This window comes from Geofilum rhodophaeum, assembly GCF_002210225.1.
In the GTDB taxonomy this organism is placed as follows: domain Bacteria; phylum Bacteroidota; class Bacteroidia; order Bacteroidales; family Marinilabiliaceae; genus Geofilum; species Geofilum rhodophaeum.
In genome coordinates, this window is record NZ_MWUJ01000002.1 from 195,110 (window position 1) to 208,219 (window position 13,110).

At 50.6% G+C, this 13,110-nt stretch carries 15 protein-coding genes and 2 tRNA genes; 2 read left to right on the forward strand and 15 right to left on the reverse strand.

The window, feature by feature from the left end; all coding sequences use genetic code 11:
* Window positions 1-9: 9 nt before the first annotated feature.
* Window positions 10-993 carry an adenosine kinase gene (locus B4W65_RS03230; protein WP_088653683.1) on the reverse strand — a complete coding sequence of 328 codons (984 nt, stop codon included), beginning with the start codon at window positions 991-993 and terminating at the stop codon, window positions 10-12.
* Window positions 994-1,141: 148 nt separating this feature from the next.
* Here B4W65_RS03230 and B4W65_RS03235 point away from each other — a divergent pair.
* Together B4W65_RS03235 and B4W65_RS03240 are read left to right on the forward strand one after the other, a co-directional pair.
* Window positions 1,142-1,215 (forward strand) — tRNA-Asn (locus tag B4W65_RS03235).
* Window positions 1,216-1,256: 41 nt separating this feature from the next.
* Window positions 1,257-1,330: transfer RNA gene (locus tag B4W65_RS03240), tRNA-Asn, on the forward strand.
* Between the two features lie 161 nt (window positions 1,331-1,491).
* Here B4W65_RS03240 and typA read toward each other — a convergent pair.
* The 14 genes from typA to B4W65_RS03310 all read right to left on the reverse strand — a co-directional run bounded on the left by typA (window position 1,492) and on the right by B4W65_RS03310 (window position 13,101).
* Window positions 1,492-3,291 carry a translational GTPase TypA gene (typA, locus tag B4W65_RS03245; protein ID WP_088653684.1) on the reverse strand — a complete coding sequence of 600 codons (1,800 nt, stop codon included), beginning with the start codon at window positions 3,289-3,291 and terminating at the stop codon, window positions 1,492-1,494.
* A gap of 327 nt (window positions 3,292-3,618) precedes the next feature.
* Window positions 3,619-4,644, reverse strand: a complete 1,026-nt coding sequence (locus B4W65_RS03250; RefSeq protein ID WP_088653685.1) for a branched-chain amino acid aminotransferase — start codon at window positions 4,642-4,644, stop codon at window positions 3,619-3,621.
* Window positions 4,645-4,830: 186 nt separating this feature from the next.
* Window positions 4,831-5,595 (reverse strand): sulfite exporter TauE/SafE family protein, encoded by a 765-nt coding sequence (locus B4W65_RS03255; protein WP_240509468.1) that lies wholly within the window; start codon window positions 5,593-5,595, stop codon window positions 4,831-4,833.
* Window positions 5,596-5,647: 52 nt separating this feature from the next.
* Window positions 5,648-6,826 (reverse strand): sensor histidine kinase, encoded by a 1,179-nt coding sequence (locus B4W65_RS03260; protein WP_088653687.1) that lies wholly within the window; start codon window positions 6,824-6,826, stop codon window positions 5,648-5,650.
* 91 nt (window positions 6,827-6,917) lie between these two features.
* Window positions 6,918-7,631 (reverse strand): tRNA threonylcarbamoyladenosine dehydratase, encoded by a 714-nt coding sequence (locus tag B4W65_RS03265; protein ID WP_088653688.1) that lies wholly within the window; start codon window positions 7,629-7,631, stop codon window positions 6,918-6,920.
* Window positions 7,632-7,642: 11 nt separating this feature from the next.
* A complete protein-coding gene (locus B4W65_RS03270; RefSeq protein WP_088653689.1) occupies window positions 7,643-8,293 on the reverse strand; it encodes a TatD family hydrolase in 651 nt (216 codons plus the stop codon).
* A 15-nt stretch (window positions 8,294-8,308) separates the two neighbouring features.
* The gene (gene yidD / locus B4W65_RS03275; RefSeq protein ID WP_088653690.1) at window positions 8,309-8,551 is read right to left on the reverse strand and encodes a membrane protein insertion efficiency factor YidD; all 243 of its coding nucleotides are present in this window, start codon (window positions 8,549-8,551) and stop codon (window positions 8,309-8,311) included.
* Entirely contained in the window at window positions 8,548-8,955 is a 408-nt protein-coding gene (gene rnpA, locus B4W65_RS03280) for a ribonuclease P protein component (protein WP_088653691.1), read from the reverse strand. The genes yidD and rnpA overlap by 4 nt, the downstream gene beginning before the upstream one ends.
* A 97-nt stretch (window positions 8,956-9,052) precedes the next feature.
* On the reverse strand, window positions 9,053-9,799 hold the full coding sequence (locus tag B4W65_RS03285; RefSeq protein WP_088653692.1) for a uroporphyrinogen-III synthase: 747 nt from the start codon (window positions 9,797-9,799) through the stop codon (window positions 9,053-9,055).
* Between the two features lie 45 nt (window positions 9,800-9,844).
* Window positions 9,845-10,969 (reverse strand): DUF4271 domain-containing protein, encoded by a 1,125-nt coding sequence (locus B4W65_RS03290; protein WP_158522762.1) that lies wholly within the window; start codon window positions 10,967-10,969, stop codon window positions 9,845-9,847.
* A 29-nt stretch (window positions 10,970-10,998) separates the two neighbouring features.
* Window positions 10,999-11,598, reverse strand: a complete 600-nt coding sequence (locus tag B4W65_RS03295) for an LOG family protein (RefSeq protein WP_088653694.1) — start codon at window positions 11,596-11,598, stop codon at window positions 10,999-11,001.
* A gap of 34 nt (window positions 11,599-11,632) precedes the next feature.
* Window positions 11,633-12,076: a DUF417 family protein gene (locus B4W65_RS03300; RefSeq protein ID WP_088653695.1), complete on the reverse strand. Its 444-nt coding sequence runs from the start codon at window positions 12,074-12,076 to the stop codon at window positions 11,633-11,635.
* A gap of 12 nt (window positions 12,077-12,088) precedes the next feature.
* Window positions 12,089-12,463, reverse strand: a complete 375-nt coding sequence (locus tag B4W65_RS03305; RefSeq protein ID WP_088653696.1) for a YccF domain-containing protein — start codon at window positions 12,461-12,463, stop codon at window positions 12,089-12,091.
* A gap of 23 nt (window positions 12,464-12,486) precedes the next feature.
* On the reverse strand, window positions 12,487-13,101 hold the full coding sequence (locus tag B4W65_RS03310) for a deoxynucleoside kinase (protein ID WP_088653697.1): 615 nt from the start codon (window positions 13,099-13,101) through the stop codon (window positions 12,487-12,489).
* Between the last annotated feature and the right edge of the window lie 9 nt (window positions 13,102-13,110).

Below are 13,110 nucleotides of genomic sequence, written 5' to 3' on the forward strand. Positions count from 1 at the left end.
GCTTCCGTTTTAATTGTTCAATGTTTCGATCTCCTTGCGGATGGCTTCCCAGCGGGCCTCATCCATTTTGGGTCCCACCACTTCAATCACACGTGCCGAGAGCAGGGCGCCCAGGTGTCCGCATGTCGCCAGCGGCATTTCGTGCATCAGGCCATACAAGAAGCCAGCTGCGTAGAGGTCGCCCGCCCCGGTAGTATCAATTGGCGTAGTGCGCACTGCCCCCACTTTTACCTGCTGGTCGCCGTGCTTAATGAAGGAGCCTTCAGCCCCCTTTTTCAAGATCACCGTTTTACACAGCTTGCCCATCCATTCCAGCGCCGCCTCATTTTCCAGTCCCCCGGTAAAGGCACGCGCCTCTTCCTCATTGGCAAAGAGAATGTCGACATAATCGGCCGTCATACTGCGTAAAAACTCCAGGTTGTCTTCCACCACGTTAAAGCTGGCCAGGTCCAGGGAGACTTCCAAACCGTGCTCGTGGGCTTTTTGCAGGGCTTGACGGATGAGGTCCTGGTTCTGGACCAGGTAGCCCTCGATGTGGAAATATTGATAATCGGCAAACAAGTCGGCCGGTATATCTGCCGCGCTCAGCTCCACCGCCGCCCCTAAGAAGGTCGCGAAAGTCCGCTCCGAGTCGGGCGAAATCAGGGTCAGTGCCCGGCCCGATTCGGCCGAGCTTTCCAGCAGGTAGGGGGCGATGTTTTTGGCCTCCAGGTCGCTCCGGAAAAAAGAGCCCCATTCGTCCTGTCCAATTTTTCCCAGAAAGCCGGTCCCAACCCCCAGGTTGGCCAAACCGTGAATGGTATTGGAGGCCGAACCGCCCGAAGCCTTGCTGTGTCCGTTGTGACCTACCGCTGCCAATACTTTGTCGGCCGTCAGGCGATCTACCAGCTGCATGCTGCCCTTGGGCAGGGCCAGCGTTTCCAAAATCTGATCGTTGTCCACCTGCATCAGAATATCCACCAGGGCATTGCCCATTCCCAGTACTTTTCGCATAGTTTTTTTATAAGGAATTTGTGCTTACAAAGATGAAATTTTTTCGGCAAAGAAGTTGCATAATTGGGTGAAAGGATATAGTTTTGCAGGGCATTTGAGAAAAGGATATTTTCCTGTTTTCATGCTTCGGTTAAAGAACCGGTTATTTTCCTCAGTAGCTCAGTTGGTTAGAGCGGCGGACTGTTAATCCGTAGGTCGTAGGTTCAAGTCCTACCTGAGGAGCTTTCTTTTAGGATGGCCCCTGTGGCTTTTCTTTTTTATTTTCCTCAGTAGCTCAGTTGGTTAGAGCGGCGGACTGTTAATCCGTAGGTCGTAGGTTCAAGTCCTACCTGAGGAGCGGAGCCCCATCTGTTTAGGCAGGTGGGGCTTTTTTGTTTGCCTCAGCAAACAAAAAAGCCCCACCCGCTGTCCCAACTCCCAGGACTTCAGTCCTGGGTGGCCTTGTGTGTAGGCCCTGGGGGCCAGGCAAAAAAAAGCGGCCGAAGGGCCGCCTTTTTTTTATTGCTTGGACAAGCGTTTGCGTTCGTGCTCCTGCAGGAGAATTTTACGCAGACGGATGGATTTTGGGGTGACCTCCACGTATTCGTCGCCCTGGATGTATTCGAGGGCTTCTTCCAGACTGAAGGTGATGGGGGTAACGATGCGCACCTTGTCGTCGGAGCCGGAGGCACGCATATTGGTCAGTTTTTTACTCTTGGTAACGTTTATTACCAGGTCGCCCTCGCGGTTGTTTTCACCGATGACCTGGCCCATGTACACCTCTTCCTGGGGAGAGATGAAAAATTTGCCGCGGTCCTGCAATTTATCGATGGCGTAAGCAAAGGCGGTGCCGGCTTCCATGCTGATGAGCGAGCCATTTTGGCGCTTTTCGATGTGCCCCCGCCAGGGTTGAAACTCTATAAAACGGTGGGCCATAACGGCTTCACCGGCTGTGGCGGTCAGTATGCTGTTACGCAGACCAATGATGCCGCGTGAGGGAATGATGAACTCGAGATGTACGCGGTCTCCCTTGCGTTCCATGCCACGGAGCTCGCCCTTGCGCTGGGTTACCAATTCAATGGCCCTTCCCGATACTTCATCGGGCAGGTCGATGGTGAGCTCTTCCACCGGCTCATGTTTTTCACCGGCCACCTCCTTAATGATAACGCGGGGCTGACCCACCTGCAATTCGTAGCCTTCGCGACGCATGGTTTCGATGAGGACCGACAAATGGAGTACGCCGCGGCCGTATACATTCCAGGCATCGGCTGAGTCGGTGGCCTCCACACGAAGAGCCAGGTTTTTTTCCAATTCCTTATCGAGACGGTCCTTAATGTGGCGCGAGGTAACCAATTTGCCCTCCTTACCGAAGAAGGGTGAGTTGTTGATGGTGAAGAGCATGCTCATGGTGGGCTCGTCGATGGCAATGGGGTCGAGCGGCTCGGGATTTTCCGGGTCACATACGGAATCCCCAATGTCAAAGCGGTCGAGACCGATAATGGCGCAGAGTTCTCCGGCAGCTACCGTATCGGTCTTGGTGCGCCCCAGTCCGTCAAAAATATTCAGCTCCTTGATGCGTGTCTTGTACATGCCTCCGTGTCGGTCGACCAGGGCAATCTCCATACCTGTTTTGAGTACGCCCCGGTGTACGCGGCCAATGGCAATCCTGCCCACGTACGACGAGTAGTCGAGCGAAGTAATCAACATCTGGGGCGTGCCCTCATTTACCTTGGGGGCCGGAATATGTTCTACAATGGCGTCCATCAGCACACTGATGTCGCTGGTTTGCTCCTTCCAGTCGTTCGACATCCAGCTGTCGCGTGCCGAACCGTACACCGTAATAAAATCGAGCTGATGTTCGGTGGCCTCGAGGTTAAACATCAGGTCGAACACCGCCTCCTGCACCTCTTCGGGGCGACAGTTGGGCTTGTCCACCTTGTTGATCACGACAATGGGCTTGAGGCCAATGGCCAGGGCCTTTTGCAAAACAAAGCGCGTTTGGGGCATGGGGCCCTCAAAGGCATCTACCAGCAACAACACGCCGTCGGCCATATTCAGAACCCGCTCTACTTCTCCGCCAAAGTCGGAGTGACCCGGGGTATCAATGATGTTGATTTTAGTTCCCTTCCAGGTTATGGATACGTTCTTCGACAGGATGGTAATCCCGCGTTCCCGCTCCAGATCGTTGTTGTCCATCACCAACTCACCGGCATGTTGGTGCTCTTTAAAAAGTTTGCCGGCCATCAGCATTTTATCCACCAGGGTGGTTTTGCCGTGGTCAACGTGCGCAATTATTGCGATGTTTCTAATGTTTTGCATACAGATGTCTTCCAAATTGGGCTGCAAAATTAGTGTAATTTAAGCGATTGTAGGTCCTGTGCGCCAGTGCATTGGGAGTGTGTTGGTCAAACAGTTCGCCTTTGTGCTGATTAGCAAGGGCTTACAGACTGTTAAATTTTAGTTAAAAAATGAAGAGGCCCTGAATTTCGGGCTTTTGGCACGGCTTAGTGCGCATGGTTTTGGCTGATCGGTGTGGGTCTTTAGGTGGCGACGGTTTTAAATAAAATCATACAGCGGGAAGCGCACTTAGGAGGCGCTTCCCGCTGTATGTGAAATTCGGACTGTCGGGCTGTAGCCTACAGGCCTTTACTCGAGCACCACGGTAGTCCAGCCGTGCGTATCCGGCTCTTCACCGTATTGTATGGCGCGCAGCTTGTTGTAGAGTTTTACACAAGTAGGCCCGGGTTCCCCGTCTTTACTGATGAGGTACTGCTTGCCGGTATCCAGGTCGTCGATGCGACCAATGGGACTGATTACGGCGGCGGTGCCACAGGCACCTACTTCTTCAAAGGTCTCCAGCTCCTCCAAGGGTACTTGGCGTCGCTCGGTCTTCATGCCCATGTCTTGGGCCAGTTGAAGCAGACTCTTGTTGGTGATGGAGGGCAGAATTGATTTCGATTCGGGCGTGATGTAGGTGTTGTCCTTAATGCCGAAGAAGTTGGCCGGTCCGCATTCGTCGATGAATTTCTTTTCCCGGCTGTCGAGGTACAATACGGCCGAGTAGCCTCTTTCTTTGGCAATTTTGCCGGCACCGAGACTGGCCGCATAGTTGCCGCCCACCTTGTAGGGACCCGTTCCGTTGGGTGCTGCCCGGTCGTGCTGCCTGGTAATCATTAAGTTGGTGCACTTAAAGCCTTCCTTAAAGTAGGGGCCAACGGGGGTTACAAAGACCATAAACAGAAACTCATCGGCCGGAGAAACGCCCACCTTGGGGCCCGAACCAATCAGCAGGGGACGAATGTAAAGGGCTGCGCCACTCTCGTAAGGCGGCACAAAACGGCTGTTCAGTTGCACCGCTTTAATGCAGGCATTCAGGAAGATTTCATCGGGAACACGCTGCATCAGAATGCCATCAGCCGTATCCTGCATGCGCTTGGCATTATCGGCCATGCGGAAGATGCGGACCTTGCCGTCTTTCCCTTTGAAGGCCTTGAGGCCTTCAAAAGCCTCTTGCCCGTAGTGCAGGCAGGTTGCTGCCATATGCAAATTAATGCTTTCCGAGGAGCTGATTTCCAACTCCCCCCATTTTCCATCCCGATAGTAGCAACGAACGTTGTAGTCGGTTTTGATGTAGGTAAATGACAATTTACCCCAATCGATTTCGCCAGTCATAAGAAATTAGGTTACGAAGTGTCTGTTCAGAGGATAAAGTTACAATTTTCTTCGCCAAGTTGTACGCCAAAGCTTTTGAGAATAGCCACTTTGGACTGAAAAAAGAGATGGTGGGGCGTGGCTGGGAGCAGCAAACGGGACCTTGCAATGGGGACCTGCAAAGTGGAATTGGTCGACAGGAGGCCTCTATTTTATTAGCAACAGGAGGGCCGAAAGCGCAATAATGGTCAGCACAAGAATGCGAAACGCCTTTTCAGGAATGTAAGAGGTGATCTTCTTGCCCGTGTAAACCCCCGCAATGACAGCAGGAATCATCAACAGGTTCATGTGAAAACTGTTCCAGGTGATGGAGTGCCAGGCAAAAACATGGAAGGGGACTTTGATGAGGTTCATGGTGCCATAAAAAATGGCACCGGTAGCAATAAAACTGTTTTTTGGGATGCGGGTCGAAAGCAGATACAAATTAAACAGAGGTCCCGCTGCATTGCCTATCATTGAAGCAAAGCCACCCAGCAGTCCGGTGAAAGCCGACAAAGTAGGGGATTGCGAAAGGTTCACTTTCTTTCCAAAGAAGTCGAAGGCCATGATAATGCCCAAACTTAGGATGATGATGATGGCAATGATGTCTCGGAAGGTGCCGTCGTGAATAAATTTGCCCACCGCTACGGCAATCAGCAAACCCGGCAACACCCATGGCAGCAGTTTTTTCACCTGGTGCCACTGCGCGCTCTTGCGGTACACCCTAAAAGCCATAAAATCAGAGAAGATCAAGATGGGCAAGAGTAAGCCCGTAGAGGCCATTCCTCCGTACATGAAAACCATGAGCGGTACCGTTACCATTCCCAAGCCTTTCAGGCCCCCCTTCGAAAGCCCGTTGATGAAGGCACACGAAAACGTTCCCAGCCAAATGAGTCCGTTCACTTCAAGAGGATTGAAGAAAGATTGCATCATGGTTGCAAAGAAAGTGAAAATTGGGAACAGAGCAGCTCAGGCTTGCCCCATTTTATGTTTGCGGTAAGGCGGGCAGCACTAAATAGAAGGTACTGCCCCGATCGGGTGCGCTTTCTATGCGAATGCTGCCACCCATCAGTTGGACCATGTCGTAGCACAGGCGGAGCCCAAATCCGGTACCTGTTTCGCCGGCTGTTCCCGGTGTACTGGTCGGCTTGTCCGGTCTGAACAGGTGACGAAGCGTTTCGGGCGATATGCCTACCCCGTGATCCTTTACCTGGAGACAAACTTGTCCGGGCAGCTCGCTCAGTTCAACCTCCACCTTTTGATGCAGCGGCGAAAATTTGATGGCGTTTGACAACAAGTTGCGCAGAATGGTCGTCAGCATGGCTTCATCGGCATACACCAGGGTGTCTTCATGCACCAGCACCTCCATTTGAATGTTCTTGCCCGCTGCACTCGACTCGAGTTGTCCCAGTACCTTGCGCAGCATCAGGGAAAGATTCAGCACCTGGGGTCGGCAGCGCAAACGTCCGCTTTGCGAGACCGCCCAATTCAGTAGATTTTCGATTAACTCATACATAGCATGGGCGTTGCTGCTGAGCAATTGAAGCATTTGTTGTATGTCTTCCTCGCTGCCTCCCGGGAAATTCCTGCGCAGCAGATCCAGCAGGCCCATCAGATTGTTCAGCGGTGAACGCAAGTCGTGCGCGATGATGTACAGAAAGCGGTCTTTATCGGCATTGCTTTGTTTCAATTCCAGGTTGGCTTGCTGCAGCGATTGCTCCAGAATCTTTTGGGCACTCAAATCCTGCACATAAGTCGCTTCATCCGTAATGTCCTGCAACAGGAGGAGGGTCAGCAGGCCATTTTCAGTTTCTACCGGCGCTTCAGCAATCAGCCGTATGGTTTCATTAGGAAACGTTTGAGAACGAAAGTTGTGGATTTTGTTGCTGTTGTCCCATTCGGGATGATCCAATAGGAGCGGTAGTTGATTTTCCGGATCAAGCAGATAGTCCTGTAAGTGTGTGGCCGAAAATTCCGCATTCTTTCCAGCCAGAATGAGGGCTGCTTTTGGGTTGTAGCGAGCAATTTCACCGTTTGGGTGTGCCAGAATCATGCCCATACTTTTGCTGTGCCAGGCCTTGGAAAATAATTTCTGAAAAGCTTCCAGACCCAGATCTGCCGGTGTTTCTTCCTCTTTTAAAGAGTGCTCTTTTTGTGCTTCCATGCCCTTTGCATTTGTTGACAGGATGGCAGGGAGGAGGTTTGTGTCCTCAAATTGCACAAAAATGACTTAATAGTCAAGTTCTTGTTTTGGCTTATTCGCTCAATTTACGAATTACCTGTGAAGCAGCCAGCAAACCAAAGAGGGCCGGCATATAGCTGATGGTGCCCACTGTGGTCTTTTTGTTTTGCTCGTTTTCCACAAATACCACATGGGCCTTGTCAACCTCTTCGGGACTGAATACCACATCGAAGCCCCTTTTCAGTTGAAACTTGCTCAAACGCTTGCGCAGCATTCGGGCCAGCTTGCAGTTGTAGGATTTAGAAATGTCGCAGATACCCACCTGGGAAGGATCCAGTTTGCCACCTGCACCCATACTTGAGATAAGTGGTATTTTTCTATTCATTGTATGTACAATAAGAAAAACCTTTGGAGCCAAAGAGTCGATGGCATCCACCACATAATCGTAGTTGTGGCGGTCGAGCAAAGCAGGAATGCCCTCATCCTTCACAAAAACGGCGTGGGTGTATAGTCTCAGTTGAGGGTTGATATCCAGTAGCCTTTGCGCCATTACCTCTACCTTTAGTTGGTCCTCTGTGCTGTTTAATGCCGGCAGTTGTCGGTTGCGGTTCGAAGGTTTTACCACATCCGCATCCACAATGCTGAGGGTACCTATGCCTGCGCGAACCAGCATTTCTGCTGCAAAAGCACCAACACCACCAATGCCGACCACCAACACGTGGGCTTTTCGTAGTTTTTCCAGTTTTTCTTCCCCCAAAAGCAAGGCCGTTCTGCTGAGCCATTCCATCCCGAATTGTTTTATTTTAAGGGGGTAAATTTAAGCATAAAATTTTGGTAGAGGAGGGCCTTTAGCTCATCTTCGCCGCATGAAAGCAAAGCTGCAGCTTGTTGGTAAATGTCCTGGATGGGCAGCCCGCTGTCGTCGCTTTCCAAAAACCAGCTGTCCAGGGGCAAGGCCCGTAAGGAAGGACCTGCTTTTCCTGCCTCCTCGAGTAGGGCCGCGCCGAAAGAAAACAGAAAGCCTGCCCCCAACAATTGTTTCGCCAGCCTGGGATGTCCCCTAAATCCATGCAGGATCCAGGGCTGTTGAGGTCGTATGGCCTGTTTCAGTTGCAGCAGCTCGTTGAAACAGCCCACACAATGCAGCAAAACCGGCAGATTCAGCTCTTCGGCCTTTCGCACTTGGATCTCAAGCAAGGGGAGTTGCTCTTGCAGCGGGGCTCCTTTGTGCTTATCCAATCCGCATTCTCCTATGAAAAACAGGTTTTTATCTTGCTCTATGTGATGTACTTGTTCAATTAAATTTTTTTTGGAGCTGTCCCAGGGATGCAAACCAAAACTGTAGGGGCCTTGGACCTTGGTTCCGTCACAACCCGCCCGAAGATTGTATATGGACAAAACCTCCGGGTCGGCAGTTGTCTGGTGGGTATGCAAATCGATGTATTTCATTCAGTTTGCTGCAAGTTAAGGAACCGGATCGTGCCCATGCCCTCCCCATGGGTTGCACGACACGATGCGTTTGAGCGACAGCCAAAGGCCTTTGAAAGGGCCGTGCTTAAGCAGGGCCTCGAGGGTATATTGGCTGCAGGTGGGGGTGTAGCGGCACGAAGGGCCTATCATGGGCGAAATGAGGTATTGGTAAAGCTTAACAGGGACAATCAGCAAGGCCACCAGTCCCTTTTTAAAAAAGTCCCATATCGTCTTCATCCGCGCAAAATTTCGTTGTTGGTAAGTGTAGCCGCCGCCTTGTCCAGCGCCTTCAGTAGTCCTTTTTCTATCTGGCTGTAAGTCAGCACTTCTTTGTCGATATAGACCAAAGCCAGCAGCAATTTTTTTCCTTCGGGAATCTGCACATGCAGCCGGGCCTTGTTCAGGCGGTAAGCTTCCCGCATACGTCGGCGCAACAGATTGCGCTTTACCGCTCTTTTAAAACGCTTTTTGGGTACCGAAAAAAGTACCGCCACCGGTGCTCCTCCGTCGCTCTCCACCCAGAGGTACTGCACCCGCAGCGGATGAGCCAGAAAGGCCTTTCCGTCGTCGAACAAAGTCCCGATTTGCTTCTTAAGATAAAGGCGTTCGTCTTTTTTTAAAGTATATCCACTGCTTGTCATACCACTTAGCGGTTCAGTCTCCAAACCTACAAAAAAAACACCCCAAACGGAAGAGCCGAGGGGTGTTTAAACTTGTAGGAGAAAGTGCGTCTTTCTGCTATTTCTTATTGTGTTGTTTGATGTACAATTCCAGTGCGGCAGTCATGGAAGGTGCCTGAGGCATAGGAGCCTGCAAATCGAGGCGCAGCCCTGCCTCGGTAACGGCCTTGGCCGTTGCCGGACCAAAAGAAGCAATCACGATTTCATTCTGTTTAAAGTCCGGAAAGTTTTGGAAAAGCGAGGCAATTCCAGAAGGACTAAAGAAAACCAGCATATCGTAATCTACGGCCTTAATGTCGCTTAAGTCGCTGCTGACCGTGCGATAGAAAGTGGCCTTGGTATATTTCAGTTTGGATTTGTTCAGCAAGTCTGGTATTTCCTGCTTGTGAATGTCGGAGAGTGGCACCAGAAATTTCTCGTCCTTGTGCTTTTTCATAACATCCACCAGGTCGGCAAATTTTCCGGTCGAATGAAAAATTTTCCGCTTGCGATATACGATGTATTTCTGCAGATAAAAGGCGGTTGCCTCTGAAATACAGAAATATTTCATATCGTCGGGAATAACGGTGCGGTTTTCTTCGCTGATCCTAAAGAAATGATCGATGGCTGTGCGACTGGTGAAAACAACGGCGCTGTGATCAAGAATATTGATCTTCTGTTGACGAAAATCCTTGGCAGTAATTCCTTCTACCTGAATGAACTGTCGAAAGTCAATTTTTACATTGTTTTTTTCGGCCAACTCAAAGTAAGGCGATTTGGGTGTGCTTGGCTTGGGTTGCGAAACCAGAATCTTTTTGATCTTCAAAGTGCATCAGTTTTAGTTCAACAAAAATCGGAACTACTCCATTTTCTATTTGAACAGTACCTTAAATAGTAAGGCTAAGGGTAAAATTTCCAGACTGCAAAGATACAAAATAATATAATATCCAGAAATAAGACTGCGGAAATTCGTTCGAATGCTGTGACTAATTTGAAGGAGATAGAGTGCTGAAAACAGGCCAATTCCGCCTTTGATGAGGTAGATTTGAAGTGCTTCATCGATAAAAGGAAGCAGCACAATAAGGGGCAGGAGGAGCACCCCAAAAGCTTTGGTCGCTACTCCGGCATAGGTCAGGTAGCGACGGGTAGCCTGGCGGACATCAAAAATCAGGGCTACGAGATGATAAACCAGAGATTTGGCCGTAAGCAATACAATTAGAAGAGCCGTTATCAGGGGCAACTGAATGGGACCATCCATGCCCGCAAGGGGCTTTTCAAAGAGGTACAGGGATTGGTAAATAAAAATGCTTGAGCTGGCATAGAATAAGACAGTCATAAGGAATGCAGGCAGCGCATTGGAAGCATTGTTTCCTTCGATTTTTTCGGAAAAGGCGGGGTAGAGCAGACTCAGAAAGACTTCTTTCAGGTAGCGGTACCAGTTCATTCTAATTAGTCCACCCAGCAAAACCACCAGCGCCAGTAAGCCAATCATCCAGTCGGCCTGCAGTTCATGTTTGTCCACCCGCTTGAGCACAGGTCCTTCGTGCGTGCTTTTTTCTGCGGTGGTTTTAAGGGCATTTTTGTCCGATTCATCTGATTTTGCCGCCTGGCTAAGACTGTCCAGCATCATGCTGTCGGCCTCAAGCGGCAGCAAATCCGCAGCCCTGCTGCTGAAGGCATTGGGGTCAAAGCCCAGCTCATCCTTCCCTTCCAGCTCCCAGTTGATAGTGGCTGGTGGCAATTCTCCCAGATACAAGTCCGCCGAATCCCTGGCCGTTAATTTGGGTAGAGGAGGAGGGGTGGGGCGTGAAGCAGGGCGCGTAACCGCCGGCCGTTGAACCGGCTCCTGCTCCACCAGCTCTACCCGTCGAACCGGTAGGTTCAGTTGCAGCTCTAAACTGCTTGCCAGGCGTGGTGATTTTATTTCCGGCACCTTTAAAGCAGGACCAAGGGTGTCGGCCGACTGGGTTTGTAGATGCTGGTTCCATTCTTCCATCTTCCTGATTTCTTTCTTAATGCTTCGTTCTATTCTTTTGCGTCTTTGTCCATAACCGCAGCAAACCCTATGGATTCCGGTCCCCATGGCTGCTGGTCGGCCAGCGCCTGGATCAGGTCCTCCGGCTTTTCAATGACCCGCCAAAGGTCGAGATGCTCGCGACGCATAAAGTTTTCTGCAGCCATTTTCTCCGCCATGGTCACCAGCGGATCGTAGTAGCCGTCGGTGTTGAGCAGTACAATGGGGTGGGGAAACCGGCCCAGTTTTTTGAGGGACAGTACTTCGTAGAGCTCCTCCAGGGTACCATTTCCTCCCGGAAGGGCCAGAACGGCTGAGGTATCCTTAATGAGCAATTCCTTACGGGCATGCATGGTGCTGACGTGTACCATATCCTTCACCCCCTTGTGTTCCCACTCTACATCAATCATAAATCCCGGGATGATGCCTTTAATGTGGCCTCTGCACGCGAGCACTGTGTCGGCCACACAGCCCATAAGTCCCGTTGCTCCCCCGCCGTAAAGTATCCCGTAGCCCGCTTCTACCAAAATGCGGGTGGCCGCAGCGGCCGCGTCAAAGTACTTTTGGGGAACGGCGGGACTCGAGGCGCAGTAGATGGTAATGTTTTGCATAGGTTTGAGTTTCTGTATTTGCTTAGTGCAAATGCTAGAGCGAATCGCTGAAGCACCAGGCAGCCGCGCCAAACAAAATAAAATCTTTTAGAAAGGCGTGCCCCGCCCGTGATAATTCAGGAAAGCCATAGCCGGTCTGCCAAACCAGACCGGAAGTAAAGAAGACCAGGATGCCCGCCAGGAAAATCAGCATGGCCATGGCGCCTCCCCAGGTCGATAGTTTTCTGGATACAGGTTTCAGCATCAGCAGTATACCTGCAACTATCTGAATCCATGCAACAACCATGCTTAAGGCATAAACCGTCAGGTATTTCAAGAGCCAGGCGAAGAGTACGGTCTGCGTCATGGCCTGCTCTATTTGCAGCGCTTCCGAGTTTTTAAACTTCATAAGCCCCAACCAAATAAGAACAACACCTAAGCCGTATCTTAAAAGAAATTGGGCGACTTGTTGAAAGATTTTCTTCAGCAGTGTTTTCATACACGCACAGTTTTAAATCAAACGATTTTTACCAAAGGGCCACAGCGCCAGTCCCGCCAGTTTAAAGTGCTGGTTGGCGAAGGGAATGCCCAGGATGGTGAGGAACAACAATATTCCGAAAAGTAAGTGGGTCAATGCAATCCAAAAGCCGAAAAGCACCAGCCATATCAGGTTGAAAAGGGTCAGCAGGCAGCCGCCCGGGAGGTCGGTCGATGGCAAAACCTTGGTGCCAAAAGGCCACAAGGCCAGCAAACCGAGTTTAAAGGATTGTATGCCAAAGGGGATGCCAATGATGGTGATCATCATGGCCACACCAGCAGCAAAATACTCCATCGCGGTAATAAAACCACCAAACACCAACCATATAATGTTGCCAATCAGCTTCATAGGTCTGTTATTTAATTTTATGCTTAAAATAAACCGTGCAGCTTGGCGTCTACTTTGTCAAAGATGGCACTCAAGGCCGCCGGATCCTTAATAAAATCGTTGTCGTCTACATTAACCGTCAGCACATTGCCCGCCTGGTACTTCATCATCCAGCCCTCGTAGCGTTCGTTCAGTCGCTTCAGGTAGTCGAGTCGGATGCCCGCCTCGTAGGAGCGGCCCCGCAGTTCAATTTGTCGTACCAGTGTGGGTACCGATGCCCTTAAATAAATCAATAAATCGGGTGGTTGAATAAGACTGGTCATCAACTCAAAAAGCGAAAGGTAGTTGTCGAAATCGCGCTTGCTCATCAGCCCCATATCGTAAAGGTTGGTGGCAAAGATGTAGGCATCCTCATATATGGTACGGTCTTGCACCACGGTGTGCTCCAATTGCCTGAATTTGACGATCTGTGAAAAGCGGCTGTTGAGAAAATAAACCTGCAGGTTAAAGGACCAGCGCTTCATGTCCTCATAAAAGTCGGGCAGATAGGGGTTTTCGTCCACCTCCTCAAAATGCGCCTCCCAGCCGTAGTGTTTGGCCAGGAGTCCCGCCAGTGTTGTTTTGCCCGATCCAATATTGCCTGCGATAGCTATGTGCATGATTAATTA

Excerpts from the sequence above, each read along its gene's own strand:
- B4W65_RS03310 (WP_088653697.1), bottom strand. The coding sequence starts at position 13,101 with ATGCACATAGCTATCGCAGGCAATATTGGATCGGGCAAAACAACACTG.
- B4W65_RS03260 (WP_088653687.1), bottom strand. The coding sequence starts at position 6,826 with ATGGAAGCACAAAAAGAGCACTCTTTAAAAGAGGAAGAAACACCGGCA.
- typA (WP_088653684.1), bottom strand. The coding sequence starts at position 3,291 with ATGCAAAACATTAGAAACATCGCAATAATTGCGCACGTTGACCACGGC.
- rnpA (WP_088653691.1), bottom strand. The coding sequence starts at position 8,955 with ATGACAAGCAGTGGATATACTTTAAAAAAAGACGAACGCCTTTATCTT.
- B4W65_RS03250 (WP_088653685.1), bottom strand. The coding sequence starts at position 4,644 with ATGACTGGCGAAATCGATTGGGGTAAATTGTCATTTACCTACATCAAA.
- B4W65_RS03255 (WP_240509468.1), bottom strand. The coding sequence starts at position 5,595 with ATGATGCAATCTTTCTTCAATCCTCTTGAAGTGAACGGACTCATTTGG.
- B4W65_RS03230 (WP_088653683.1), bottom strand. The coding sequence starts at position 993 with ATGCGAAAAGTACTGGGAATGGGCAATGCCCTGGTGGATATTCTGATG.
- B4W65_RS03295 (WP_088653694.1), bottom strand. The coding sequence starts at position 11,598 with ATGCAAAACATTACCATCTACTGCGCCTCGAGTCCCGCCGTTCCCCAA.
- yidD (WP_088653690.1), bottom strand. The coding sequence starts at position 8,551 with ATGAAGACGATATGGGACTTTTTTAAAAAGGGACTGGTGGCCTTGCTG.
- B4W65_RS03265 (WP_088653688.1), bottom strand. The coding sequence starts at position 7,631 with ATGGAATGGCTCAGCAGAACGGCCTTGCTTTTGGGGGAAGAAAAACTG.
- B4W65_RS03305 (WP_088653696.1), bottom strand. The coding sequence starts at position 12,463 with ATGAAGCTGATTGGCAACATTATATGGTTGGTGTTTGGTGGTTTTATT.
- B4W65_RS03300 (WP_088653695.1), bottom strand. The coding sequence starts at position 12,076 with ATGAAAACACTGCTGAAGAAAATCTTTCAACAAGTCGCCCAATTTCTT.
- B4W65_RS03270 (WP_088653689.1), bottom strand. The coding sequence starts at position 8,293 with ATGAAATACATCGATTTGCATACCCACCAGACAACTGCCGACCCGGAG.
- B4W65_RS03290 (WP_158522762.1), bottom strand. The coding sequence starts at position 10,969 with ATGGAAGAATGGAACCAGCATCTACAAACCCAGTCGGCCGACACCCTT.